18 protein-coding genes are annotated in these 25,304 nt (G+C 61.8%); 5 read left to right on the top strand and 13 right to left on the bottom strand.

Annotated features, from left to right (window positions below; all coding sequences use genetic code 11):
• Window positions 1-55 precede the first annotated feature (55 nt).
• The 4 genes from HRH33_RS15270 (at window position 56) to HRH33_RS26520 (ending at window position 2,130) form a co-directional block, all read left to right on the top strand.
• A complete protein-coding gene (locus HRH33_RS15270; RefSeq protein ID WP_167417716.1) occupies window positions 56-346 on the top strand; it encodes a DUF5629 family protein in 291 nt (96 codons plus the stop codon).
• Window positions 333-1,508, top strand: coding sequence for a lactonase family protein (locus tag HRH33_RS15265; RefSeq protein WP_167417717.1), 1,176 nt, complete (start codon window positions 333-335; stop codon window positions 1,506-1,508). Before HRH33_RS15270 ends, HRH33_RS15265 begins: the two co-directional genes overlap by 14 nt.
• A 156-nt stretch (window positions 1,509-1,664) precedes the next feature.
• Window positions 1,665-1,844, top strand: a complete 180-nt coding sequence (locus tag HRH33_RS15260; RefSeq protein ID WP_034138361.1) for a hypothetical protein — start codon at window positions 1,665-1,667, stop codon at window positions 1,842-1,844.
• 160 nt (window positions 1,845-2,004) lie between these two features.
• Entirely contained in the window at window positions 2,005-2,130 is a 126-nt protein-coding gene (locus HRH33_RS26520) for a hypothetical protein (protein WP_256203866.1), read from the top strand.
• Between the two features lie 14 nt (window positions 2,131-2,144).
• Here HRH33_RS26520 and HRH33_RS15255 read toward each other — a convergent pair whose 3' ends face one another.
• From HRH33_RS15255 to HRH33_RS15195, 13 genes are all read right to left on the bottom strand, one after another.
• A complete protein-coding gene (locus HRH33_RS15255) occupies window positions 2,145-2,738 on the bottom strand; it encodes a glutathione S-transferase (protein ID WP_123479932.1) in 594 nt (197 codons plus the stop codon).
• Window positions 2,735-6,373 (bottom strand): AAA family ATPase, encoded by a 3,639-nt coding sequence (locus HRH33_RS15250; protein WP_167417718.1) that lies wholly within the window; start codon window positions 6,371-6,373, stop codon window positions 2,735-2,737. Before HRH33_RS15250 ends, HRH33_RS15255 begins: the two co-directional genes overlap by 4 nt.
• On the bottom strand, window positions 6,370-7,611 hold the full coding sequence (locus tag HRH33_RS15245) for an exonuclease SbcCD subunit D C-terminal domain-containing protein (RefSeq protein ID WP_167417719.1): 1,242 nt from the start codon (window positions 7,609-7,611) through the stop codon (window positions 6,370-6,372). The genes HRH33_RS15250 and HRH33_RS15245 overlap by 4 nt, the downstream gene beginning before the upstream one ends.
• A gap of 210 nt (window positions 7,612-7,821) precedes the next feature.
• Window positions 7,822-11,004 carry a YncE family protein gene (locus HRH33_RS15240; RefSeq protein WP_173603518.1) on the bottom strand — a complete coding sequence of 1,061 codons (3,183 nt, stop codon included), beginning with the start codon at window positions 11,002-11,004 and terminating at the stop codon, window positions 7,822-7,824.
• An 11-nt stretch (window positions 11,005-11,015) separates the two neighbouring features.
• On the bottom strand, window positions 11,016-11,267 hold the full coding sequence (locus HRH33_RS15235; RefSeq protein ID WP_173603517.1) for a hypothetical protein: 252 nt from the start codon (window positions 11,265-11,267) through the stop codon (window positions 11,016-11,018).
• The gene (locus tag HRH33_RS15230; RefSeq protein WP_173603516.1) at window positions 11,264-12,025 is read right to left on the bottom strand and encodes a hypothetical protein; all 762 of its coding nucleotides are present in this window, start codon (window positions 12,023-12,025) and stop codon (window positions 11,264-11,266) included. Before HRH33_RS15230 ends, HRH33_RS15235 begins: the two co-directional genes overlap by 4 nt.
• 192 nt (window positions 12,026-12,217) lie before the next feature.
• Window positions 12,218-13,855: a BatD family protein gene (locus tag HRH33_RS15225; RefSeq protein ID WP_167418657.1), complete on the bottom strand. Its 1,638-nt coding sequence runs from the start codon at window positions 13,853-13,855 to the stop codon at window positions 12,218-12,220.
• A complete protein-coding gene (locus tag HRH33_RS15220; RefSeq protein ID WP_167418658.1) occupies window positions 13,852-15,600 on the bottom strand; it encodes a tetratricopeptide repeat protein in 1,749 nt (582 codons plus the stop codon). Before HRH33_RS15220 ends, HRH33_RS15225 begins: the two co-directional genes overlap by 4 nt.
• Complete coding sequence (locus tag HRH33_RS15215; RefSeq protein WP_167418659.1) at window positions 15,597-16,685, bottom strand: vWA domain-containing protein; 1,089 nt, start codon at window positions 16,683-16,685, stop codon at window positions 15,597-15,599. Before HRH33_RS15215 ends, HRH33_RS15220 begins: the two co-directional genes overlap by 4 nt.
• A complete protein-coding gene (locus HRH33_RS15210) occupies window positions 16,678-17,172 on the bottom strand; it encodes a DUF4381 domain-containing protein (RefSeq protein WP_167418660.1) in 495 nt (164 codons plus the stop codon). The genes HRH33_RS15215 and HRH33_RS15210 overlap by 8 nt, the downstream gene beginning before the upstream one ends.
• Window positions 17,169-18,101: a DUF58 domain-containing protein gene (locus tag HRH33_RS15205; RefSeq protein WP_034098225.1), complete on the bottom strand. Its 933-nt coding sequence runs from the start codon at window positions 18,099-18,101 to the stop codon at window positions 17,169-17,171. The genes HRH33_RS15210 and HRH33_RS15205 overlap by 4 nt, the downstream gene beginning before the upstream one ends.
• Window positions 18,102-18,106: 5 nt before the next feature.
• On the bottom strand, window positions 18,107-19,066 hold the full coding sequence (locus tag HRH33_RS15200; RefSeq protein ID WP_017479925.1) for an AAA family ATPase: 960 nt from the start codon (window positions 19,064-19,066) through the stop codon (window positions 18,107-18,109).
• Window positions 19,067-19,342: 276 nt separating this feature from the next.
• Window positions 19,343-19,696 carry a hypothetical protein gene (locus HRH33_RS15195; protein WP_034138344.1) on the bottom strand — a complete coding sequence of 118 codons (354 nt, stop codon included), beginning with the start codon at window positions 19,694-19,696 and terminating at the stop codon, window positions 19,343-19,345.
• Between the two features lie 477 nt (window positions 19,697-20,173).
• Between HRH33_RS15195 and HRH33_RS15190 the strand changes: the two genes are divergently transcribed.
• On the top strand, window positions 20,174-25,042 hold the full coding sequence (locus HRH33_RS15190) for an NAD-glutamate dehydrogenase (protein WP_094066594.1): 4,869 nt from the start codon (window positions 20,174-20,176) through the stop codon (window positions 25,040-25,042).
• Window positions 25,043-25,304: the final 262 nt, after the last annotated feature.

Here is a 25,304-nt window from a genome sequence, read left to right as displayed (position 1 = left end):
AGGCGAGGGTGGATTGGCCTATCATCAGCGCCTTTCTTCCTGATGACTGATCCCGATGACTGCTACTGGCCTGCCCGCTGAACTTAACAACGCTGACATGCTCGAAATCGATGGCTTGCATGCCTTTGATTTCACTTCCGACGACAAAGGCCTGCGCGTTACCTGCATGGACGGTCGCGCCGAAAAGCGCTGGTTGTTCAGCCTGACGCAGGTGCAGGCGGCAAACTTTGACGACGCCTTGCAAAGCTGGACCCTCACCGGTGATTCGGGCGAACACCGCCTGGTGTGCATGAACGCCTTCACCGGCAACAATAATGACGAGGAAGACGAGCATGATGATGCGTAAATTCTGGCCGCTGCTGATGGCCGGCAGTGTCGGTGCCATGTCGGCGCAGGCCGCGCCGACAGACACCTATGAACTGTTGGTGGGCAGCTACACCGCCGGCTCCAGCGAAGGCATTTACCGCCTGCAATTCGACAGCCGCACCGGGCAGTTCCAGGGCAAACCTGTGCTGGCGGCCAAGGCCGCCAACCCGTCGTGGCTGACGGTGTCCAAGGACCAGAAGCAGCTGTTTGTGGTCAATGAAAATGGCCCCGGCCAGAAGGATGCGGTGGGGCGCGTGAGCAGCTACGCCATCGACCCGAAAAATCACCAGCTCACACTGATCAACCAAGTGCAGAGCCTGGGCAACGAGCCGACCCACTCCAGCGTCGCCGCAGACGGTCGTCACCTGTTCGTCGCCAACTATTCCGTACTGGAAGACCCGGGCGGCAGCCTGGCGATCCTGCCAGTGGACGCCACTGGCAAGTTATCCGCACCGGTGCAGTTGAGCGGGCACCCGGCCAGTCGGGTCAACCCGCAGCGCCAGGCCTCCAACCATGTGCACGCGGTGGTGTCGTCGCCGGACGGGAAGTACGTGTTCGCCAATGACCTGGGGGCGGACAAGATTTTTGTCTACCGCTACGACCCCAAGGCCAACCACGAACTGCCCCTGACCCCGGCCGACCCGGCATCGGTGGCATTGCCGCCGGGCAGCGGCCCCCGCCATTTGCTGTTCAGCGCCGATGGCAAGCACGCCTGGCTGACCACCGAGATGAGCGCTCAGGTCGCGGTGTTCGATTACGCCGACGGCAAACTCACGCAAACCCAACTGGTCGACTTCGCCGCCGGGCAACCGGTGTCCGACAAGGCCGGCGCGGCGCTGCATGCGTCCAGTGACGGCAAGTTCTTGTACGTAAGCAACCGCGGCACCGCCAACCAGATCATCGTGTTTGGCGTGGACCCGGCCACCGCGCACCTCACCGAGCTGCAACGCCGCAGCGTGGAAGGTGACCATCCGCGCGAATTCAGCCTGGACCCGAGCGGTAAGTTCCTGCTGATCGCCAACCAGAAAAGCAATGAAATCGTGGTGGTCGAGCGCGACCCCAAGACCGGCCTGCTGGGTAAAACCGTGCAAAAATTGCCGATCGATGCCCCCAGCGACCTCAAATTCCTGGTGCGTCAATAAGCCACAGGCCCCGTACGCCGGGGCCTGAGCTTTTGTATTAATTGCATTAATAGCGGCTACTGTTTCAAAGCATTTCTAAGGTTTAACCCTCGGGCGTAAGTTTGGTTCCAAGGCCTTCACCGGCCACTCAACCAACCGTACACAAGGGTTACCGACATGAATTTGAACCTGTTCTCCATCATCGCCGCTTCCGCTGTTTCCGCCACCGTAGCCTTGCCGGCGGCCGCCAGCGTGGAAGTCACCGGTCGCAAGTCCAGCACCAGTGCCTACACTCAGAAATACCTGCAACAAAGCGCCAACTTCTACGCCGCGCTGGATCACAAAACTCAACACTGAGCCCTGCGCAACAGCAGACGCCAAACCACTGGAACGTCAATCGGCGTTCGAGTGGTTTGGCGTTTTTGCCTGGGGTGAAAAAAGTCGCTGTAATATCACATTGCCATGTGTTTAAATTTGACGCTCAATTTTTGACGCGTTTATTCCTGGAAACGACAGCATGGCCCTTCGACTCGCTGCAGCAATTCTGTTTCTGTATTCCGCCCCGATCCTGTCCTCCGTGCAGCCCCTGGAAGGCGAGCCGGAAGTGGCTCATGAGCGATTGTTGAATTTGGCCCAGGGCTAACGCGCTGGCACACCTTAGGCCTTGGCCATCACGCCGATAAACAAGGGCGATTGCAGGAACTCATCCAGCCATTGCTGCAAGCGCGGGTAGGGCGCACGGGCAAACCAATCGCGGTCTACGTGGGCGAACTGGCGCACGAACGGCGCCAGCGCCATGTCCGCCAGGCTGAGGTGCTCGGCCAGTAAGTAGGCGCGCTCAGCCAGCAAACCTTCCAGAGTGTGCAAGAACACCGCGCCTTCGGCCCGGTAGTGTTCCATCGGGTATTCCGGGTAGCGTTCGGCGTATTTGTAGCGATTCAAGCAATGCTTGAACCCGCCGTCATTCTCGGCAATCAGCGCCTGCACCGCCGGGTCGCCGCCCAGCAACCAATCGTCGGGATCGTGCTGGGCCAGCGCCCACTGCATGATCGCCAGGCTTTCGTCGATCACCTGGCCGTCCACACTCAACACCGGCACCGTGCCCTTGGGCGACAGTGTCAGCATCTCTTGCGGCTTGGCCTTCAGGCTCACCTCGACGATGCGCACCGCCACGCCGCTGTAGCGCAACGCCAGCCGCGCGCGCATGGCGTAGGGGCAGCGGCGGAACGAGTACAGCAACGCTTCGCTCATTTGACCTCCAAGGTGCTCAGGCCATTGCCCTGACGCTTGACCTGGATCTGCACCGGGATGCGTTCATGCATTTCCTGGACGTGGGAAATCACGGCGACTTTGCGCCCCTGGGCCTGCAAACCGTCCAGCGCGTCCATGGCCAATTGCAGGGATTCGGGGTCGAGGCTGCCGAAGCCTTCGTCGATAAACAACGACTCAATCTTCAAGGTACTGGACGCCATCGACGCCAGCCCCAGGGCCAGGGCCAGCGATACCAGAAAAGTCTCGCCGCCGGACAGCGAATGCACCGAGCGCAGTTCATCGCCCATTTCGGTGTCGAGCACCAACAGACCGAGCATGCTGCCGCCGCGCTTGAGGCGGTAGCGCCGCACCAGCTGGCGCAGTTGCACGTTGGCGTGGTGCACCAGCAGATCCAGGTTGTAGGCCTGGGCGATCTTGCGGAAGGTGTCGCCGGTGGCCGAACCGATCAGGGCATTCAGCCGGGCCCAGCGTTGCCATTCTTCATAGGCCTTGGCGATCTGCTCGGCCAGCACGTTGTTGGCCTGCTGGCGACGTTGGTCTTCGGCCTGGCGCGCGCGCAGTTCGGCGCACTGCTTCTCCGCATCGGCCAGTTGCTGGCTGAGCGCGGCGAGGTGGTTGTCCAACTGTTCGGCGTCGAGGTTGCCATTGTGCAGGGCCTGGTGTTCAGCCAAGCGTTGTTCACGCTCTTGCAGCAAGACCTTGGCTTGCTCCACCGCTTTTTCGCTGGTTTGCAGGCGCTGACGCAGTGCGCTGACCTGCGTGTCATCCATGCCCAGCAAGCGAGTGAGGCCGGCATCGTCCAGTTCCGGGTGCGATGCACGCCATTGGCTCAGGCGCGCATCGAGCGCCTGTTGTTCGGTGTGCAGCGCCTGTTGGCGTGCCTGCCACGCCTTAAGGTCGGCGGCCAGTTGGATCAAGGTGGTGCGGGTGTCTTGGAGTTGCTGGTTGGCGTCGCTCTCGCTCTGACGCGCCTGCGCCACCGCTTGCTCCAACTGCTGCTGCCAGTGTTCCGCGCTGGTATGAGGGCCCAACAGCTCGGCGAGGGCTTGCGCGGCGGCCTGTTGCTGGCGGGTCAGTTCGGCCACTTGCTGGCTCAGCGACTCCAATTGCGCCTGACGATGCTGTTGATGGGTCTGTTCTTTTTCGATGACCTGCTGACGTTCCTGCTGTTCTTCGCGTTCATCCCGTTGATGGCCCAACTGTTCCAGGCGCTGGCTGACCTGTTGATCGAGCTGCATAAAGGTCGCGGCCGGATCGTTGCGCAGGCCGTCCAGGGTGTCGGCGGGCAACAGGCTGGCGAATGCGTTGAGTTCCTGTTCCAGGCGCTCGCGGTCATTGGCCAATTCGCGCTGCTGGTCGAGCCATTGCTGACGGGCTTGTTGGCTCGCGTCCTGGGCCGCTTGCAGTTGCTGCTGCAGGCGCCCGGCGTTCTGTTGCAGGTTGAGCAGGGCGCTCTGGCGCTGCTCGTCCTGGCTGATGCTCTGGCCGAGCTGAGCCAGTTGGGTTGCCAGCCAGGGACTGCGTTGGGGGGCGTCCTGATTGAACAGCGCGGCGCTCAGCGGGTGGGCGTCCAGGCTTGGCTTCAGCGCCAGTTGTTGCGCGGCTAACTGCTCCTGCTGGTGCAGAAATTCCTTTTGCTGGGCGATCAAACCGCCCACTTCGCCCCGCAGCTCGGTGAGTTTCTCCTTGAGCGCATCCACCGCCTGTTGCGCCGTGGCTTGCTCGTTGTCGTCATGCCGGCCAAGGCTGTGCAGCAACGCTTCGGGTTGGTGATAGGGGTGCTCGCGACTACCGCACACCGGACACGGCTGGCCGTCCTGCAAGTGTGCGCGCAACTCTTCAACGCTGGCGCTGCGGGCCAGGCGCTGACGTTCCAGCAGCTGCTGGGTCACCGTCAGCGTCTGTTCGGCCACGCTCAGATCGGCCTTGGCTTGCAGGCCGGCCTGGTTCAGTAGTTCGCGTCGCTGTTGGGCGTCGGCGAGTTTCTGGGTGAGGGTGGCGGCCTGCTGATCCAGCTGCTGCTGACTGTCCCACAGCCGCGTCAGGTCTTCGACGGCGCGTTGCTGCTTGCGATTGTCCTGCAACAGGCTGGCGAGCAGTTGGATCTGCTCGGCCACCGCCTGGGGCTCGGCGCCGGCTTCCTGGTACAGCAGGGCCAAGGCGTCGCGCTGACCGGTAAAGGCTTCGGCGGTGGTGTTGGCGCGGTGCTCCAGTTGTGCCAGTTCGGCCTGGCCTTTGTTCAGGCGATTGCCGATCAGCATCAAGTGTTGCAGGCGGTCGCGGTAAGCGGTCCAGGCATCGGCCAGGGGCGCCAGCGCGGCGCTGCGCTCAAGGTCGTCGGCCAGGCGTTGCAGGCGCTCGGCAACTTCGGCCTGTTTAGCCTGCAACGCGCTGAGGCGCGCTTGGCCTTCGCTGCTGGCGGCGGCCTGTTGCTGCTGGTCGGCGCTGTGCTTGGCCAGGTCTTTAGTCAAATGGGCGAGGCTGTTTTGCCCGTCGAAGGCCTGGCGCAGCAAGGGTACGGCGTCGCTCTGGGCTTGCAGCGCGGCCTCCAATGCGGCGTGGGCACTGGCTTGCTGCTGTTGGGCCTGGTCCTGACGCGTCAGCAACTGGGCCTGCTGCGCGATGTGCTGCTGAATCTGCGCGGCCAGCGGGGTGAGCTCCGCGGCCAGCTCGGTCTGGCGGGCGAAGTGATGACGCTGCGGCGCCAGTTGCTCCAAGCGACTGAGGTCTTCGCGCTGCGCGCCCAGGCTGTCCCAGTCGGCCTGGGCCCGTTGCAGCTGTTGGGTGGCGTCTAGCTGGCGCTCCTGCCATTCGCGCAGCTCCTTGAGCCAGGTGTGCTGCGCTTCCAATTGCTTGAGCTGGGCTTGCTGCACCTTGAGCTGCTGCTGAGCCTCGGCCAGTTGCCGGTCCAGTTCGGCGCGGTCTTCGGCGCTCAGCGGCACCACGCCCACGGCCTGGTCTTGCAGTTGTTTGTGCGCGTCCCTGGCCTCCTTGGCCTTGTCGAAGGCGCGGCGGCCGAGCTGGGTGTATAGCGCCGTGTCAGTGAGTTTTTCCAGCAGTTCGCTGCGCTCGTTGTCGTTGGCCTTGAGGAACGCGCTGAACTCGCTCTGCGCCAGCAACACGGCGCGGGTGAACTGTTCGAAATTCAAGCCCAGGGCCAGTTCCAACTGGGTTTTGTATTCGGTTTTCTGGCTGGCCAGCAGTTGCTCGCTGTCCAGATCGATCAGGCTTTGCCGGCTGTTCTGCAACTTGCCGCTGGCCTTGTCGCGGGCGCGATTGGCCTCCCAGCGCGCCCGATAGCGGCGGCCGCTGACGCCGACAAAATCCACTTCGGCATAGCCGCCGCCGGTACCGCGCCGGAGTAAGGTGCGCGGGTCACCGATGGAAATATCGCTGTCGGCATCCGGCATCTTCGCCTGGCCGGTGTCGCCCAGGCGCGGCACTGCGCCAAACAGTGCCAGGCATAGCGCATCGAGCAAGGTGCTCTTGCCGGCGCCGGTCGGCCCGGTGATAGCAAACAACCCGGCACTGGCCAGGGGCTCGGCGGTGAAGTCGATCTCGAACGGCCCGGCCAGGGACGCGAGGTTTTTCAGGCGAATGGCGAGGATTTTCATGGCTGCTCCTCCTGCTGTTGCACTTCCTGGAGCAACATGGCGAAGTCCTTCAAGGTCTGTTCATCCACTTCACTGCCATAGCTGTCCTGCCAGGCGCGGCTGAACAACTCTTGGGGCGTCAGTTGGTCGAGTTCGATCAGGCGCTCGTCGTCACTTTCATTGCCACTGCGGACACCGGCGTATTCGGCGGCGATGCGCACCAGACGCACGGCCTTGCCGTGCAGGGCGCTTTCGATCTGTTGGCGCAGGTCCGGCTGCGGCTCGTCGAGGCGCACGCGCACTTCGAGCCAGGGGTGGCGCTGGGTTTCGGCCAGCAGATCGATGTCGGGCAAATCGGCGAGTTGCTTGAGGATATCCGCCAGCGGTGCGGCGTCCAGGCGTTGCAGCTCCACAGAGCGGGGGATCAGAATCGGTTCTACGCCCACCAGGCATTGGCCCTGGAAGGTCACATCAAGAATCTGGTGTTTGTAGCCGATCTCGGAAAACGACAACGGAATCGGCGAGCCGCTGTAGCGAATGCGCTCTTCGCCATTGACCTTTTGCGGCTTGTGCAAATGGCCCAGGGCAACATAGCCGACACTGTTGTCGAACAGGCTGGCGGGCAGCGCCTCGGCATTGCCGATGATCAGGCTACGCTCGGAGTCCTCCGACACCGAACCGCCGGCCATATGCGCATGGCTGATGGCGATCAGCGCCTGGCCTTTTTTGCGTTTGGCATTGGCGGCGGCGATCAGCTTCTCATGCACCTGGCCGATGCCGCGCAGGTAGTCGTCGCCCAACTGCGCGCCTGTCACCTCCGCCGGGCGCAGAAACGGCAACGCCAGGCACCACGCGGCAATCTTGCCTTTGGCGTTCGGCAGCGGAATCAGCAGGCGTTCGGCATCCAGTTGCCCGTCATCGAGCCACAACACGCGGCCGAGGGCATGGGTGCGCAAGCGCCGCATCAACGGCGCCGGCAGCTCGATGCGCGAGCCGGAATCGTGGTTGCCGGCGATCATCACAATGGTCAGGTCGGGGTTTTGTTCATGGGCGCTGATAATGAAGTCATACAGCCGCTCCTGGGCCTTGAGGGGCGGGTTGACCGTATCGAAGATATCGCCGGCGATCAGCAGCGCATCGGGATGCTGAGTGCCGATCTGGCGCAGCAGCCACTCAAGGAAACAGGCATGTTCGAAGTCGCGTTCCTGGCCATGGAGGTTTTGGCCCAGGTGCCAGTCGGAGGTGTGGAACAGACGCAAGGCGAACTCCGTGGGGTAGAGAGAAAGGAGGGGAGTTTACCTGTATTGCCAACCCGTTGCTCCAAACCAGGCAGATCCACTGTGGGAGAAGCCTCCTCTCTCCCACAGGGTCATTTGTGATGACACACCTCTCTATAAGGTGGGGCTAGTGATTACTCAAATGACTCCACATATATCTCATTACGTCGTTGATCATCGATTTCATATTCGCTAACGAAGGACTGATATTGTGTTATTTTGATTAGATACATAAAAGTCTCCGTTTTTTATTCTGGTGATACCGCGCGGGCTATTAAAGCCTGGGACGTTGGTGATTAATGTGCCACTTGGTATGTCGTAAATTCCAACTTCATTGTTGTCGAGCTTGGTGACGTACATCTTTTTATTGTCTGCACTAAATGCAACATCATACGGCCTTCCATTAACCGGAATTCTCCTTTCAATCTGTAGGGTTGTTGGGTTTAGAATGGCGATGCTATTGTTGTGTATGTCGGGTATGTAAACGAACGAGTCTGAGGTGTTGTATCTAACGGAATATGTGTCGCGAATATCAGTGAACGTGCGTATTACTCTTAAAGATGGAAGGTCAATAACTACAAATTGGGTATAGCAGCCCACATATGCGCGATTATCCGATGAGTCTAAAACTATACACTTGGGGCGGTCTACGGGAATTTCTCCAATGCGCTTTTCTGTTCCAGTATCAAAAACTGCTACTGCGCCCCCCGACCATTGGTTGATATACAATCTAGTTCCCGTGCTGTTGATTGCCAGTCCGTATGATGTGTATTGATATCGTTCTGAGAAAATGCTGGTCAGGGCGTATGTCGTTGGATTGTATGTAAGAATGGTTTTTTGGCCGCCGTCTGTTACATAAAGACGTGAATCGTTGGGGTGCAGTGCTATAAACCAAGCGTTGCTTGCATCCTGATATGTGAGTCTATGGAGGGTTTGGTGAGTTGCGGTGTCGATTACTGCAACTTGACCATGGGTAAAACTTGATACGTAAGCACGACTGCCTGACGAGTTTAATATTGTGAATTGTGGGGTGGGTAACCAGCCTGTTGTATGGATGATTTTCGGTTCATATATGCTTAGGGTGTAATTTGTAGTTGGGAAGGCAACGGCCTTCGAGAGATGAGTACTTCCATCAAACGTCACCGCACAACTAACCGTGATCTCCTGATTATTCGACAACGCCGCCAACCAGGTGCGCAGCACCGTCTTATTCGCCAGGCCATTGTTGGCTTCGAGTGAGTTAATGTCATACGCGCTTAAGACCTCCAGAGGCGTGACGCCCGGAGCGCTGCAGGTGATCCATACCCGTTGCCCCGTGATACTCAACCGCCACTTGGCCAGGGCCGCGGTGGCGTTGCCGGTAAAGGTGTTGAGGTCCAGCGTGTCGCCATTGGCCTTAGCGTTGATCAATACCCGTGGCAGGTCCGATTCGCGGATCGTTTGCACCGTCAGCCGTTGTTCGAAGGAGTCCACCGGGCTGCCATTGATCATGGCGATATACATCAACTCGATGGTTTTACCCACGCTGGCGGCGAGGATCTGCTGGCTGATGGCAAAGTCCACACGACCGCCGGCCAGACCATTCTTAGCCGGGATATCGGCTTCGGAGCCATCGGGGAACAACCACTTCAACTGGATTACGTGTTCGCCGTTCATGCCGTCGTATTTCACCGTGACCGACGCGGTGTTTTCATAGTCCAGCGGGTAAATGGTCAGGGTCGCGCCCGGCCGGTTGTCAAATGCCGGGGCGGGCAAGGTGGAAGGCAGCGCCTGCACCGTGTGTTCGCGCACACCGAACAGCACGGCCGAGTTTATGTCAGCGCTTTCGGACAAGGTGACCCAGAACTCGATGGTCAGCCGTGAGCCATCCTTGAGCAGGCGCAGTTTGTCCACCGGGGTCGGAGGGAAAATGCCGTGGGTGACGCCGTTCGAGGTCACCAGGTTGGCGGTGTAGGTGTGCTCTTTATAAATGCTGCCGTTGGCAAAAATACCTGTGTAGATCATCCACATCCGTTGGTTGGGGGCGATGAAACTCCACACCGGAATACGCGTGCGGGCGGCGTCGTTGAGTTCTGCCAGCACCAACAGCACCTTGTCGCCCACCCCGTCGATGGTCGGCGTGGGCAGCCCGGTCAGGGGCAGCAGTTCCAGGTCCAGCACATCGGACTCATAGGGGAAGCTGCCGCGCGTGAAGTGGTATTGCACGCTGATGCGATTGCCGCCCTCGCGGATGCCTTTGGCGATGATCTCGGACGGTATGGGCACCTCTACTTCGTGGGTGCTGGGGTTGCCTTGTGCACTCACGGCCACGCTGCCAGTGCCGTCGGCGCTGATCCAGTCCACACGAATATGATCGGTTGCCAGCATCGGCCGGAACTTCACCAGCACCGTAGCGCCTGACAGGGCCGCCAGGGGGTCGAGGCGATCGGGGAATTTCTGTGCTTCTTCGACTTCTGGCCGCTCCAACTGAACGCCGACGCCAACCGTCAGGTTCAGGGCTTCCGAACGCAGTACCACCCGGGGCGGGCCTTGGCGTTCCAGGCTGTAGGTGATGCGTAAACTGCCGTTGTTGTTTTTGTCGAGAATGTCGCGGGTGACCGGATAGGGCAGTTCCCGGCCTGCGGTGGCGCCATTGATGTCCAGGGTGCCGTTGGCGGAGCCGCCCAGGCCCGAGCCGATGCAAGACCAATGGAGCTTGTCGCCGGGCTGGGTATCGAGGTAAGTGAACGTGACCAGTACATCGCTACCTGTAACGTCAGCGGGGTTGACGTTGTTGCCCACGGCACCTTGCAGGCGGGGCGCGGGCATGTCGGCCACGCGCTCGCCGATTTGGGCGCCCAGCATCAGGGAGCGCCGAGTCGCCAGGGCATTGCCGCCCAGGATATGAACGACACCGTCGTTGGTTTCGTAATAGATATCAATGTGACCCAGTCCATTGAACTGTTCCAGCTCGGCGGCGCGCACTGTGTAGGTGCCCCCCTGAGCGCCTGCCAGTTGATTTTGACGGTAGACAATGGCATTGCCGCCCCCCGACGGTACGTGGGTGATGAACAGCGACTCCAGCCAGCCAGGGTCATGGGGTTCGTAAAACGGCAGGGTGACCGTGATGTCTTCACCTGCCGGAATCAACCCCAGCTCGATAGGGCTGACATCGGGGGCCGGCATCAAGACCTTGGTGCCCACCACGGTGATGGTAGTGCTGCCCGATTGCCCCAGCGACACGCCGGCGGCGGTTTGCCACTCGAACGATACCCGAAATGAGCCGCCAACCCATTGAGCGATGATGCTGGCATCCACCGGAACAAAGGTGAAACCGAGGTTCTTGTCGGTAACCGGCTGCAGCACAATTGTCTGGGTGGTGCCGTCTTCGAGCATCCCGAGCAACGTCACAATGATCTGATGCCTGGGGAGGGGGACGGAAACTGTTTGTCTGTAAGGGCGATCACTTCGAAGGTTGAGCCACTCTGGGTATCGAAGTCGATCTGCCTGGATTCGAGCTCTTCGCCGTCCACCAGGAAAATCGGCGGCCCCAACAGCGAAGGGTCCAATTCGGCGTCCAGGAAATAAGGTTTGGAATACTGATACTTTTCCCCGGAAAAATTTTCCACCACATCATGCACACGAAACCGAAGGGTCACTTTCCCAAGTTGCCCTCCCTTATCAATGATCGATTTGGGCACAAAGACCCGAATCGGTCCTGACCGGCCGCCTCAGCCGGGCTCACGGTATGCTGCACAAACTCGCCATCCCAGGACAGCTCGATGACATCGTTCTGGCGGATGTGTTCGTACAGATCAATCAGGCACCAAAGGCCGCCCACAACATCGCCTGCGCCAATATTCGATCCTTCGGGGAAGCCTTCTACGCGCATGACCAGGCCGGTATGCCACGGAATGCCGGGGTCTTTGTCCACACCACCGGGGCGGTCGGTCTTGATCAAAAGGGTTCGCACAGGAGAGGTGCTTTCATTGCCACTGCCTATGCGAATCACTCGACCATAACTGGACACCTCACCTTCAGGAATAAATTCGGAGGGGATGGCCAGGTACTGTTGGGGATTTGCCGAACTCCACACGTAATCTTCGGCAACGGGAAAAGTCAGGTCTTCAAGATAAAAAGCAAAATAGTCGAGAAAGTTGAGATTCTGCCAGTTTTCAAACACGAACAGCGCATAAGGTCGTACATGGCGGATACCCAGACCGTAGGCCGCATTCTCAGGGTGGGCGGCGAGCTGGAGGTCAACCCAGGGGAAGGCCGAATATGGGTGATCCAGGTCTTCAATTCGTCGCGGTTCAGGGCGTTCCAGGCTGGGTGATTGATAGGGCACTGGAAGCGACGCGGCGGGTAGACCGCCCGAGATCGAATTGTTCTCGGGGTCAAGGGGGGTGTCGGACATGATGAATCTCCTGGCTGGGAGCGCGCTCAGGACTGGCGCGTTATGCAAGGAGAATCAAACCCGCATTCGGGTGGGGTGGGTAACTGTCAGAATTGACAGTGGCGACGAAAGGTCACCAATGGCAGTCTAACTAACGCCCGGTCCAAGGTGCAGACACTGTTGATCAGGCATCACAGGCCAAATAGAAGGGGGCTATTTGGGATACAACGGCGGCAAACTGGTGGTGTCCGTCGTTGGGTCCGCTTCACGTTCAGCCATGGGGATGGCCTTGATCGCGCGCCACAAGTCTTCGCCCAGCCAGTACTGGCCGCTTTCGCTGTAGAGCGCACCGTTCAAGCCATCCAACGCATCCGACAGCGGTACGAAGCGCGCGGCCATGTCGGCCAGGGTTTCCGGTTGTTGCCGCGCCCAGGCATCCAGCGCCTGGCGGGTCGCCTGCGGGTCGTTGGCCTGGGTGGCGCGCTTGAGGTCATCGAGCAACGTGCGCGGGCTGGGACCGGTTTGCGCCGCGCGTTGCACCGCTGGTTGTCGGCGGGCGCGCCACCACAGGCCGAAGCCCAGCAAGGTGGTGCAGGCCAGCAGCAAAGTGCTCAGTTGCCACAGCCACAGGCGGCTATCGTCCGGAGCAGTGATGATGGTGGGGGTGGCGGGGGTGTCCACCATCAGGCTCGGGTTATTGGCCACCTGCAGGGTGCGCGCCGGCAGGCTGGTGCGCTCCAGGTGGTCCTCATGGGTGTTCCACCACACCACATCGACGGCGGGCAGCTCCAGTGCGCCGGCGCGGCTGGGCACCAGGGCTTCGCGGTCTTCGCGGCTGCCGATCAGGCCGCGGTCGCTGGTCTGGTTGCCGAGCACCGGTTGATCCGGGTAGCGACGCAGGCCGCTGATTTCTGTGCTGGGCAGGGCCGGCAGTTGTGCGCTGGAGAGGCCCTCGGCCTTGACCGTGAGGCTGCGCGTCAGGGAGTCGCCGACCTGCAACTGTTGCGGCTCGGGGTTCCAGCTTTCGCTCAGGGTCAGGCTACGGGCCGGCAGCCACGGGGCATCGGCCGGGTAGAGCGCCGGTTTGGGCTTGACGGTCAATTGCAGAGGCGCGGAGCTGACGTGGATCAGCTTGCCCGGCTTGGTGCCTTGCAGCGTATTTTCCTGAGGCGGGCGTGATTCAACCAGGGTGGCGCTGAAGGTCTGAGCACCGACCTCCAGGCTGCCGCTGTGCTGCGGGTAGATCGCATAGCGGGTTTCGATCACGCCATGACGAATGCTGTTGATGACTTTTTCATAGGTACGCGATTCTCCCAGTTGCTCGACGCGGGCATCGGCGATCTGCAACGGTGTAAGGCTGCTGTCGTCATACAGCGAAACCGAGTGGTACACGCGCACGGTCAACAGCGCCTGGGCCTGAACGTACACACTGGACTGGTCGAGGTTGGCCTCGACGAATACCGGCGCCAGTTCCGCGCTGGTGTTCTGGCTGGCGGTTTCGATCACTTGCAGGGTAATCGGCTGGGTCTGTAGCGCGCCCACTTGAAGCGGTGGGATCACCACGGTGCCGTTTTCCTTGGGCAGCAAAGTGATGATCCAGCGCGTGGTGGCGTGGTTGTCACCGCCCAGGGTGGTGAGCTGGTTGATCTGCCGCGTGCCGCTGACTTCAAACTGCGCATCCAGGGGCGACAGGTCGGGCTTGCCGAACTGTGTGACATCGCTGGATTCCACCGTCAGTTCCACCGTTTCCCCGGAATTGAGGCGGCTGCGGTCAACGCTGGCGACCAGGTTCGCCGCCTGGGCGGTGCTGGCCGACAACGCGAGCAGAAGCAGAAGGGTGGGGCGGCTCATCGAGTCTTGTCCTGATGTTGTTGCTGTTCATACCAGAATTTACGCCGCAGCAGTTCGCCGGGGTTATCCGGGATCTGCCGCAGCCATTGTTCCAGGGCCTGGCGCTGTTCATCCAAACTGGCATCGGTGCGGCGCAGCGGTGGCGTCGTGGTTTGTTCGTCGCCCAACTCGCTGCCCGGGACTTCATTGTCGCCGCTAGGCGGTTTGGCGCCGGCCTGGGGATCGCCGTTGCCGGCCTCGCCCTGGCCCTGGGGGGATGCTTCGCCGCCGGTGCCGGTCTGCCCGTCGGCGCCCGGTTGCGCAGTCTGGCCCGGTTGATGGGGTTCGTCATCCGGATTTTCCGCCGGTGACTCGGGCTTTTGCTCGGCCTGCGCCTGGGCCTGTTCCTGTATCAAGGCCTCCACCAGGGCTTTGTTTTTCAACGCTGGATGCAGATCGGGCTGGGCTTCCAGCGCCTGATCATAGGCGTCCACCGCCGCCTCCAGCTCGCCGGCCTTGGCCAGGGCATTGCCACGATTGTAGTGAGCGTAGGCGTCATTGCTTTGGGCAAAGCGCTTGGCCGCCTCGGCGTAGTTGCCGGCTTGGTAAAGCGCCACGCCCTGCCACTGCGGGTCTTCGAAACGCTCGGCGGCTTGGGCCGGGCGTTGTTTCTTGAGCAGGTATTGGCCTTGCTGGTCCGGGCGCAGCCACAGATCCGTCAACTCAAACGCGTAACTGGGTTGCGGTGCGCTCAGCAGTAATAAAGGCAGGCAGAACAGCCAGCCGCGGCGACCGGCGCAGGCCGCCAGCAGCAGCAATGGCAGCAGCAGCCAGTAACCCTGGTCGGCCCAGGTATCCAGGCGCAGGCGTTGCCCGTCGTCGCGCAAGGTCTGCGGCGCATCCAGCATGCCGAGTTGGCGCAGGTCTTTATCATCCAGCCGCGCGGCGCGGTAACGGCCGCCCATTTCACTGGCAAACGCCTTGAGGGTCGGGCTGTCCAGGCGCGGCACCAGGATCGCGCCTTGTTCGTCCTTGAGGAACTCGCCATTCTCCTGGGTCACCGGGGTGCCCTCGCGGCTGCCGATGCCGAGGATCGACAGGCTCGGCGCCTGGGCACTTTGCAGCAGCAGACGGATGCCTTGGCGTTCCGGCTTGGACAGCGAAGAGCCGATCAGCAACAGCCGTCCTTGGCCCAGGCCGGCCTGGTTCAGCAAGCCCAGGGCTTTTTCCACGGCCAGGTCCGCACGATGGCCGGGCTCGGGCATGATCGAGGGGCGCAAGGCTTCCAGCAGGTTGCCGCTGGTAGCCAGGTCGTCCGACAGCGGCACCAGGGTGTGGGCACTGCCGGCGTAAACCACGATGGCGGTCTGCGCGTCGCTGCGGGCCTGCAACAAGTCATACAACTTGCGGCGCGCCTGTTCCAGGCGGTTCGGCGGGCTGTCGGTGGCGAGCATCTCCGGGGTCAATTCCAGCAGCACCACCAAGGGGTCGGACGGTTTCTGGCTGGACTGCTCCACCCGTTGCCAACTGGGACCGAGCAAGGCCACCAGCGCCAGCAGCCAGGCGATACCGAGCACCACCCACGGCGATTTGCTTTCGCGCCCGTTGCCGCCGCTGAGCAGCACCCCGTGGAAGGCCGGCGGCAGGATCATCTGCCAGCGCCCGGCGCGTTTTTGCCGATGCCACAGTTGCCATAGCAACCAGCCGAGCAGCGGCAGCAGCAATAGCCACCAGGGGCGGAACCAGTGCGGCCATAGGTCGATCATCGACGCCTCCGCAAACGCAGGCGTTTAAGGCGTTGGCGCCACTGCGGCTTGGGTTGCAGGAACATGCCCTTGCTCGCCAACTTGTCGAACCCGCGTTGCAACGCGTTATCCGGCCAGCGCTCCTGGATCACCAGCAATAGGCTCAAAATCAGCGCCAGTGCCAACGGCGCGCTGTACAGCGCCAGTGCCGGGCGGGCCTGGGTCGGTTGCTGCTCGACCGGTTCGAGGGTGTCCAGGGCCTCTTTGATGGCTAGCAGCTCTGCACCGTCGCGGGCCCGGAAGTACTGACCGCCAGTGGCCTCGGCAATCGCTTTGAGCGCCGGTTCGTCGAGGTCCAGGCTCGGGTTGACCCCAAGGATGCCCAGTGACCCGGTTTGTTCGGGGTCGGCGCCGATGCCGATGGGGTAGATCTTCACGCCTTCTTCGGCAGCCAGCCGCGCCGCGGTCAGCGGGTCGATCTGCCCGGCGTTGTTGGCGCCATCGGTGACCAGGATCAACACGCGACTCTGGGCCGGGCGCTGGCGCAGACGTTTCAAGGCCAGGCCGATGGCATCGCCGATGGCGGTGTTCTTGCCGGCAATGCCGATGCGCGCTTCATCCAGCCAGGTGCGCACGGTGCGGCGGTCGAAGGTCAGCGGCGCCTGTAAATACGCCTGGCTGCCGAACAGGATCAGGCCCACGCGGTCGCCTTCGCGGCTCTCCAGAAAGTCGCCGAGCAGGTGCTGGACGAGGTTCAGGCGGCTGATGTCTTCGTCCTGCCAGTGCATATCGGGGAAATCCATGGAGCCCGACACATCCACCGCCACCAACAGGTCGCGCCCACTGGCGGCGATCGGCAGCGGTTCGCCGAGCCATTCGGGGCGCGCGGCGGCGGTCAACAGCAACAGCCACAACACCACGAACGGTGCCTGTTGACGCCAGCCCGGCAGGTTGGAGCGCGCGCGCCGCCGGGCCAGGCTTTCGAGGTCGCTGAGGTAGCTGACTTTCAGCGCCGGCTCGCCGCTGTCGGCGGCGGGCAAGACTTGGCGCATCAGCCAGGGCAGCGGCAGCAGGAGGAAGATCCACGGCCAGGCGAACTCAAACATGCTTGCGAATCCAGGTGTCGACGGCTTGGGTCAGACCGGCGATGGCCTTGTCGTCGAGTTTGCATTCGGGTTTGTAGGCGCCTTCCACCAAGACCATCCAGCGCGTCAGGCCGGCGGCGGGGCAGCGGTTGTCGAGGAACGCCAGCCATTTGCGGCCGTTGAGGGTGTGGCTCTGGCTGTAGGGGTAGTCGTTGCGGCACAGGCGCTTGAGCAGGCCATTAAGTTGTTGCAGCCAAGCCCCGGCGGGCGCGCCGTCGTAGGGTTTGGGCATCAGCGCTAATTCGGCGAGGGCGGCGATGCGTAAAGGGTCCAGCGGTTGTTCGGCGCGCACTACCGGGCGGCGCGTCGGCAGAAAGCGACGCAGCGACCACACGCCCCAGCCGAGCAGGGGAATCAGCAACAACAGCAGCCACCAACCCGGTGCGGGCGGCCAAAAACCTATGGCCGGCGGGGCGATCAGCGGTTGCAGTTGCTCAAGGCTGCTCATTGCTTTTTAACCGGGCGTTGTGGGTTGAGGTATTCGCGCAACTGCTCGACCATTTCGCTCTGGGTGCTCAAGGGCATCAGCAGTACCCGCAGTTTCTGCGCGAGTAATTCCCAGCGCGCACTGCGGGCTTCGGCCTGGGCCTTGTAGGCTTGGCGCAGGTCGTAATTGAGGGTGTCCAGTTCCAGTTGCGCGCCCCGCTCGGCGAAGCGCAGCAGCCCGGCGGCAGGCAGCGCATGGTCGAGGGGATCGGAGATCGGCAACAGCAGCAGGTCGCAATGGCGCGACAGCAGGCTCAATTGCTGCTCGGCGCCTTCGCTCAGCGCGCGTTCGTCACAGATCACGATCACCAGGCTGCCCGGGCGCAGGACTTCGCGGCCACGGCGCAGGGCCATGCCCAGGGCGTCGGCCTCGGGCCGGGTGTCGGTGTTCAAGCTCTGGTTGACCCGCACCAGGCGGTTGAGCAATTGCAGTAGGCTTTGCTTGCTGCGGCGCGGCTTGATTTCGTAGTGCTCGTTGTCGCCGAACACCAGCCCGCCGACCCGGTCATTATGCCCCAGCGCCGCCCAACCGATCAGGCTGGCGGCCTGGGCGGCGAGGACCGACTTGAACATCTGGCCGGAGCCGAAAAACAGCCGGCAGCTTTGCTCCACCATGATGAAAATCGGGCGTTCGCGCTCTTCGTGGAACAGCTTGGTGTGGGGTTCCTGGGTGCGCGCCGTGACGCGCCAGTCGATGGTACGCACGTCGTCGCCGGCCTGGTACACGCGCACCTGGTCGAAGTCCACGCCGCGTCCGCGCAGCTTGGAATGGTGCAGGCCGATCAGCGGGCTGCGTTGGCTGGGCGTGGAAAACAGCTGCACCTCGCGCACGCGGTGGCGCATCTCAATCAGCTCGCTGAGCGTGACGCGGATTCCATCGCTGGCATTCATCAATTTCAAGCGACGGCAACGACGTCGAGAATGCGTTGCACCACGCGGTCCTGATCGATCCCGGCGGCTTCGGCCTCGAACGACAGGATGATGCGGTGGCGCAGCACGTCGAACAGCACCGCCTGGATGTCTTCGGGGCTGACAAAGTCGCGCCCAGCCAGCCAGGCATGGGCGCGTGCGCAGCGATCCAGGGCGATAGAACCGCGCGGGCTGGCGCCATAGGCGATCCACTCGGCCATTTCCGGGTCGAACTTGGCCGGGGTGCGCGTGGCCATGACCAACTGCACCAGGTATTCCTCCACCGCGTCGGCCATGTACAGGCCGAGGATTTCCTTGCGCGCGGCAAAGATCGCCTGCTGGCTGACGCGCCGCTCGGGCTTGGTTTCGCCGTTGAGCGCTTCGCCACGGGCCTGTTGGAGGATGCGCCGTTCCACGGCGGCGTCGGGAAAGCCGATTTTGACGTGCATCAGGAAGCGGTCGAGTTGGGCTTCGGGCAGTGGATAGGTGCCTTCCTGCTCGATGGGGTTCTGCGTGGCCATCACCAGGAACAACGGCGACAGGTCGTAGGTGCTTCGGCCTACGCTGACCTGGCGCTCGGCCATGGCTTCAAGCAGCGCGGATTGCACCTTGGCCGGCGCGCGGTTGATCTCGTCCGCCAGCACCAGGTTGTGGAAGATCGGCCCTTGCTGGAACACGAAGCTGCCGGTTTCCGGGCGATAGATTTCGGTGCCGGTGATGTCGGCGGGCAACAGGTCGGGGGTGAACTGGATACGATGGAACTGCGCTTCGATGCCCTCGGCCAACTCTTTGATGGCCTTGGTCTTGGCCAGGCCCGGCGCGCCTTCTACCAGCATATGACCGTCGGCGAGCAGGGCGATGAGCAGGCGCTCGATGAGCTTTTCCTGGCCGAGAATCTGCGTAGAAAGAAAGGTTCGCAGCGCGAGCAGCGCTTCACGATGTTCCATCGATGACGGTTCCTGGAAAGATGAGCCCGCGTGCTAAGAAACAAACACCGGGCTGGGGGGCACTACTTTAATGCATCGAGGGGCGTGGCGACTAACGGCGTAACGGGTATTTTTGGCAAAACTTGTAGGAATTTTGTGCGAAGGTGCGCTTGCTGTTGTGAACACTCTCAATGGGAGAGGGGCGGTGCGACGATTCGACTGGCCCCCCGATAGCAGTGGGTCAGTTAGCCCACTGTCACTGACGCATCGCTCTCGGGGGCAAGCCCCCTCCCACCCTTAAGCCCGGGTGTAGGTGCCGGTGCCTTTGAGGATGTTCTGCAAAGTTTGCTCCACCTCGGCCAGGTCAGAGGCGGCAGTGGCGTGGGTGATCTCCAAATGATCCTTGCCCCCCAGTGCATCGGCATCGCCGGCAGCCAGCTCGATGCGCAACGTCGTATCACTCAGGGTGACCTTCAGTCCATCCAGGGTCGACGGCTCGTAATCCCAGGTGAGCTCCACCTCGTCTTCGTCCGGATAACGGCTGAGCATGAACATCTCGCCGTTTTTGCCGTGGCAGCACAGCATGGCCATGTTGTCTTCTTCTTCGTCGCATGGGGTGGCCATAAGGGCGTCGGTTTTCAGTTGCAGCATGGGAAATCCTGTCTGGGGAAGGGCACGGCGTTGGCAATTGTGCCATTGCGCGAACGTTTGTGCTGCATGCTGCGTCGGCTTGGGCGGATGACCGTGCGACGTCTATCAGTCATTTCTGACGCTTTTATCGTTTAAATGCACTGAATTTTTACCGTTCAACCTCGGTTGCACTCGTCGCAACCCTGGCCCTGCTTACCGATGACCGAATATGTCGCAGCGCTGCAAGAGCAGTCCTTCTACACTCGTTAAGCTGCGCAACGGATGCGCACGTTCCAGGCGCCTGACCTGCCCGTCGTACCGTCACCCGGCAGGTGCGCATCTTATGGAAGTTGTATGTGACCTGACTGTCTTGTCCAGCTTCACCCACCTGTCGCCCTGTTTCGTTTATGGTTACCCACGAACAGAGCCGACGGTCTCCCCACCAGGGGATAACACGCGACGCTTCCATCAATAACAAGCCCAAGCGGAGTACCACAGATGGCGTTCTTCACCGCAGCCAGCAAGGCCGACTTCCAGCACCAACTGCAAGCGGCACTGGCGCAGCACATCAGTGAACAGGCACTGCCACAAGTGGCGCTGTTCGCTGAACAATTCTTCGGCATCATTTCCCTGGACGAACTGACCCAGCGTCGCCTTTCCGACCTGGCCGGTTGCACCCTGTCTGCCTGGCGCCTGCTTGAGCGCTTTGACCACACCCAACCGCAAGTGCGGGTCTACAACCCCGATTACGAACGTCACGGCTGGCAGTCGACCCACACTGCGGTCGAAGTGCTGCACCACGATCTGCCGTTCCTGGTGGACTCGGTGCGCACCGAGCTGAACCGTCGTGGCTACAGCATCCACACCCTGCAAACCACCGTGCTCAGCGTGCGTCGCGGCAGCAAGGGCGAGCTGCAGGAGATCCTGGCCAAAGGCACTCAGGGCGAAGGTATCCAGCAAGAATCGCTGATGTACCTGGAGATCGACCGCTGCGCCAATGCCGCCGAACTGAGCGTGCTGAGCAAAGAGCTGGAGCAGGTGCTGGGCGAAGTGCGCGTGGCCGTGGCCGATTTCGAGCCGATGAAAGCCAAGGTCCAAGACCTGTTGGCCGGTATCGACGCCAGTCAGTTCAGCATCGATGGCGAAGAAAAAGCCGAGATCAAGAACTTCCTGGAGTGGCTGGTAGGTAACCACTTCACCTTCCTGGGCTACGAAGAATTTGTGGTACGTGACGAGGCGGACGGCGGTCATATCGAATATGACGCCAGCTCGTTCCTCGGTCTGACCAAGTTGCTGCGCGCCGGCCTCACCGCCGAAGACTTGCGCATCGAAGACTACGCCGTGTCGTACTTGCGCGAGCCGACCGTATTGTCGTTCGCCAAGGCCGCACACCCAAGCCGCGTGCATCGTCCGGCCTATCCGGACTACGTGTCGATCCGCGAGATCGACGCCGACGGCAAGGTCATCAAGGAATGCCGCTTCATGGGCCTGTACACCTCGTCGGTGTATGGCGAAAGCGTACGTGTGATTCCTTATATCCGCCGCAAGGTCGCGGAGATCGAGCGTCGCTCGGGCTTCCAGGCCAAGGCGCACCTGGGCAAGGAGCTGGCGCAAGTCGTTGAAGTGCTGCCCCGTGACGACCTGTTCCAGACCCCGGTGGACGAGCTGTACAGCACCGTGATGTCCATCGTGCAGATCCAGGAACGCAACAAGATCCGCGTGTTCCTGCGCAAAGACCCGTACGGTCGTTTCTGCTACTGCCTGGCCTACGTGCCGCGCGACATCTATTCCACTGAAGTGCGCCAGAAGATCCAGCAAGTCCTGATGGAGCGCCTCAAGGCCAGCGACTGCGAATTCTGGACCTTCTTCTCCGAGTCCGTACTGGCTCGCGTGCAGCTGATTCTGCGGGTCGACCCGAAGAACCGCCTGGACATCGACCCGCTGCAACTGGAAAAAGAAGTGATCCAGGCCTGCCGCAGCTGGCAGGACGACTACGCCAGCCTGGTGGTGGAAAGCTTCGGCGAAGCCCACGGCACCAACGTGCTGGCGGACTTCCCGAAAGGCTTCCCGGCCGGCTTCCGCGAGCGCTTCGCCGCGCATTCGGCGGTGGTCGACATGCAGCACCTGCTCAGCCTCACCGAAGCCAACCCGCTGGTGATGAGCTTCTACCAGCCGCTGGGCCAGGTGTCTGGCCAGCGTGAGCTGCATTGCAAGCTGTATCACGCCGATACGCCGCTGGCGCTGTCCGACGTGCTGCCGATCCTGGAAAACCTCGGCCTGCGCGTGCTCGGTGAGTTCCCGTACCGCCTGCGCCACGCCAATGGCCGCGAGTTCTGGATCCACGACTTCGCGTTTATCGCCGCCGAAGGCGTGAACCTGGATATCCAGCAGCTCAACGACACCCTGCAGGACGCCTTCGTACACATCGTGCATGGCGATGCCGAGAACGATGCGTTCAACCGCCTGGTGCTCACCGCCGGCCTGCCATGGCGCGATGTGGCGCTGCTGCGTGCCTACGCCCGTTACCTCAAGCAGATCCGCCTGGGCTTCGACCTGGGTTACATCGCCAGCACTCTGAACAACCACACCGACATCGCCCGCGAGTTGACTCGGTTGTTCAAGACCCGCTTCTACCTGGCGCGCAAACTCACCGCCGACGACCTGGAAGACAAGCAGCAGCGTCTGGAACAAGCGATCCTCAGCGCCCTGGACGACGTTCAGGTGCTCAACGAAGACCGCATCCTGCGTCGCTACCTGGACCTGATCAAGGCCACCTTGCGCACCAACTTCTACCAGACCGACGCCAACGGCCAGAACAAGTCGTACTTCAGCTTCAAGTTCGACCCGCGCGCCATTCCCGAGCTGCCCAAGCCGGTGCCGAAGTTCGAGATCTTCGTGTACTCGCCACGGGTCGAAGGCGTGCATCTGCGCTTCGGCAACGTTGCGCGGGGCGGTCTGCGCTGGTCCGACCGTGAAGAAGACTTCCGTACCGAAGTGCTGGGCCTGGTAAAAGCCCAGCAGGTGAAGAACTCGGTGATCGTGCCGGTGGGTGCCAAGGGCGGCTTCCTGCCGCGTCGCTTGCCACTGGGCGGCAGCCGCGACGAAATCGCGGCCGAGGGCATCGCTTGCTACCGCATCTTCATCTCCGGCCTGTTGGACATCACCGACAACCTGAAAGACGGCGCCCTGGTGCCGCCGGCCAATGTCGTGCGTCATGACGACGATGACCCGTACCTCGTCGTAGCGGCGGACAAAGGCACCGCGACCTTCTCCGACATCGCCAACGGCATCGCCATCGACTACGGCTTCTGGCTGGGTGATGCGTTCGCCTCCGGTGGTTCGGCCGGTTATGACCACAAGAAAATGGGCATCACCGCCAAGGGCGCGTGGGTCGGCGTGCAGCGTCACTTCCGTGAACGCGGCATCAATGTGCAGGAAGACAGCATCACTGTCGTCGGCGTCGGCGATATGGCCGGCGACGTATTCGGTAACGGCCTGTTGATGTCCGACAAGCTGCAACTGGTCGCAGCTTTCAACCACCTGCACATCTTTATCGATCCGAACCCGAACCCGGCCACCAGCTTCGTCGAGCGTAAGCGCATGTTCGAGCTGCCGCGTTCGGCCTGGACCGACTACGACACCAGCATCATGTCCGAAGGTGGCGGTATCTTCTCGCGCAGCGCGAAGAGCATCGCGATCTCGCCACAGATGAAAGAACGCTTCGATATCCAGGCCGACAAGCTGACCCCGACCGAACTGTTGAACGCCTTGCTCAAGGCGCCGGTGGACTTGTTGTGGAACGGCGGTATCGGCACCTATGTCAAGGCCAGCACCGAAAGCCACGCCGACGTGGGCGACAAGGCCAACGACGCGCTGCGGGTCAACGGCAACGAACTGCGCTGCAAGGTAGTGGGCGAGGGCGGTAACCTCGGCATGACCCAGCTGGGTCGTGTGGAATTCGGTCTCAATGGCGGCGGTTCCAACACCGACTTTATCGACAACGCCGGTGGCGTGGACTGCTCCGACCACGAAGTGAACATCAAGATCCTGCTCAACGAAGTGGTGCAGGCCGGCGACATGACCGACAAGCAGCGCAACCAGTTGCTGGCGAGCATGACCGACGAAGTCGGCAGCCTGGTGTTGGGCAACAACTACAAGCAGACCCAGGCCCTGTCCCTGGCTGCGCGCAAAGCCTACGAGCGTGCCGCCGAGTACAAGCGCCTGATGAGCGACCTGGAAGGCCGTGGCAAACTGGACCGCGCCATTGAGTACCTGCCGACCGAGGAGCAGCTCACCGAGCGTGCCTCCACTGGCAAGGGCCTGACCCGTCCGGAACTGTCGGTGCTGATCTCCTATAGCAAGATCGACCTCAAGGAAGCTTTGCTCAAGTCGCTGGTGCCGGACGACGACTACCTGACCCGTGACATGGAGACCGCGTTCCCACCGAGCCTGGTGGCCAAGTTCGGCGAGGCCATGCGTCGTCACCGTCTCAAGCGCGAGATCGTCAGCACCCAGATCGCCAACGATCTGGTCAACCACATGGGCATCACCTTTGTGCAGCGGCTCAAAGAGTCGACCGGCATGAGCCCGGCGAACGTGGCCGGCGCGTATGTGATCGTGCGTGACATCTTCCATCTCCCGCACTGGTTCCGTCAGATCGAAGCCCTGGATCATCAGGTCTCCGCCGACGTGCAACTGGAACTGATGGACGAGCTGATGCGCCTGGGCCGCCGCGCCACGCGTTGGTTCCTGCGCAGCCGCCGTAATGAGCAGGATGCTGGTCGCGACACCGCACACTTCGGTCCGCACTTGGCTGCGTTGGGTCTTAAACTCGACGAACTGCTGGAAGGCCCGACTCGCGAAGGCTGGCAGAACCGCTACCAGGCGTACACCGAAGCCGGCGTGCCGGAGTTGTTGGCGCGTATGGTGGCAGGCACCACGCACCTGTACACCTTGTTGCCGATCATCGAAGCCGCCGACGTCACCGGGCACGATGCTGCCGAAGTGGCCAAGGCCTACTTCGCTGTAGGCAGCGCGTTGGACCTGCCGTGGTACCTGCAGCAGATCAGCGATCTGCCCGTGGCCAACAACTGGCAGGCTCAGGCCCGCGAAGCGTTCCGCGACGATGTGGACTGGCAGCAGCGCGCGATCACCATTTCGGTACTGCAAATGGCCGATGCGCCACAAGACATGGAAGCCCGCGTGGCCCTGTGGCTTGAGCAGCACCAGGACATGGCCGATCGCTGGCGCGCGATGATGGTGGAAATTCGTGCCGCGGTCGGCACGGACTACGCCATGTACGCCGTGGCCAACCGTGAACTGCTGGACCTGGCAATGAGCGGTCAGTCGGTGCTGCAATCGGCTTGATGTCCCGGTGAAACACCTGGGGGAGGGGGCTTGCTACCGATAGTGGTGTATCAGTCATCTATAGGTTGACTGACACACTGCCATCGGGGGCAAGCCCCCTCCCACATTTGGTTCTCAGTTGGCTTCAGGTTTGTATGCGGGCTTGGCCAGCAAGAGGCATGGAAAGCACCCTGGCACCCAGCCTGGCGCATACAAAATTGTGGGAGGGGGCTTGCCCCCGATAGTGGTGTGAAGTGCGCCCCAAAAGTTGGACAGTAATTGT

The organism is Pseudomonas rhodesiae, assembly GCF_013285305.1.
GTDB classification, from domain to species: Bacteria; Pseudomonadota; Gammaproteobacteria; order Pseudomonadales; family Pseudomonadaceae; genus Aquipseudomonas; species Aquipseudomonas rhodesiae.
Note: the sequence above shows the minus strand (reverse complement) of the source record. Positions and strands in the feature narration are given on the sequence as shown.

Excerpts from the sequence above, each read along its gene's own strand:
- HRH33_RS15270 (WP_167417716.1), top strand. The coding sequence starts at position 56 with ATGACTGCTACTGGCCTGCCCGCTGAACTTAACAACGCTGACATGCTC.
- HRH33_RS15265 (WP_167417717.1), top strand. The coding sequence starts at position 333 with ATGATGATGCGTAAATTCTGGCCGCTGCTGATGGCCGGCAGTGTCGGT.
- HRH33_RS15260 (WP_034138361.1), top strand. The coding sequence starts at position 1,665 with ATGAATTTGAACCTGTTCTCCATCATCGCCGCTTCCGCTGTTTCCGCC.
- HRH33_RS26520 (WP_256203866.1), top strand. The coding sequence starts at position 2,005 with ATGGCCCTTCGACTCGCTGCAGCAATTCTGTTTCTGTATTCCGCCCCG.
- HRH33_RS15255 (WP_123479932.1), bottom strand. The coding sequence starts at position 2,738 with ATGAGCGAAGCGTTGCTGTACTCGTTCCGCCGCTGCCCCTACGCCATG.
- HRH33_RS15250 (WP_167417718.1), bottom strand. The coding sequence starts at position 6,373 with ATGAAAATCCTCGCCATTCGCCTGAAAAACCTCGCGTCCCTGGCCGGG.
- HRH33_RS15240 (WP_173603518.1), bottom strand. The coding sequence starts at position 11,004 with ATGCTCGAAGACGGCACCACCCAGACAATTGTGCTGCAGCCGGTTACC.
- HRH33_RS15230 (WP_173603516.1), bottom strand. The coding sequence starts at position 12,025 with ATGTCCGACACCCCCCTTGACCCCGAGAACAATTCGATCTCGGGCGGT.
- HRH33_RS15225 (WP_167418657.1), bottom strand. The coding sequence starts at position 13,855 with ATGAGCCGCCCCACCCTTCTGCTTCTGCTCGCGTTGTCGGCCAGCACC.
- HRH33_RS15220 (WP_167418658.1), bottom strand. The coding sequence starts at position 15,600 with ATGATCGACCTATGGCCGCACTGGTTCCGCCCCTGGTGGCTATTGCTG.
- HRH33_RS15215 (WP_167418659.1), bottom strand. The coding sequence starts at position 16,685 with ATGTTTGAGTTCGCCTGGCCGTGGATCTTCCTCCTGCTGCCGCTGCCC.
- HRH33_RS15210 (WP_167418660.1), bottom strand. The coding sequence starts at position 17,172 with ATGAGCAGCCTTGAGCAACTGCAACCGCTGATCGCCCCGCCGGCCATA.
- HRH33_RS15205 (WP_034098225.1), bottom strand. The coding sequence starts at position 18,101 with ATGAATGCCAGCGATGGAATCCGCGTCACGCTCAGCGAGCTGATTGAG.
- HRH33_RS15200 (WP_017479925.1), bottom strand. The coding sequence starts at position 19,066 with ATGGAACATCGTGAAGCGCTGCTCGCGCTGCGAACCTTTCTTTCTACG.
- HRH33_RS15195 (WP_034138344.1), bottom strand. The coding sequence starts at position 19,696 with ATGCTGCAACTGAAAACCGACGCCCTTATGGCCACCCCATGCGACGAA.
- HRH33_RS15190 (WP_094066594.1), top strand. The coding sequence starts at position 20,174 with ATGGCGTTCTTCACCGCAGCCAGCAAGGCCGACTTCCAGCACCAACTG.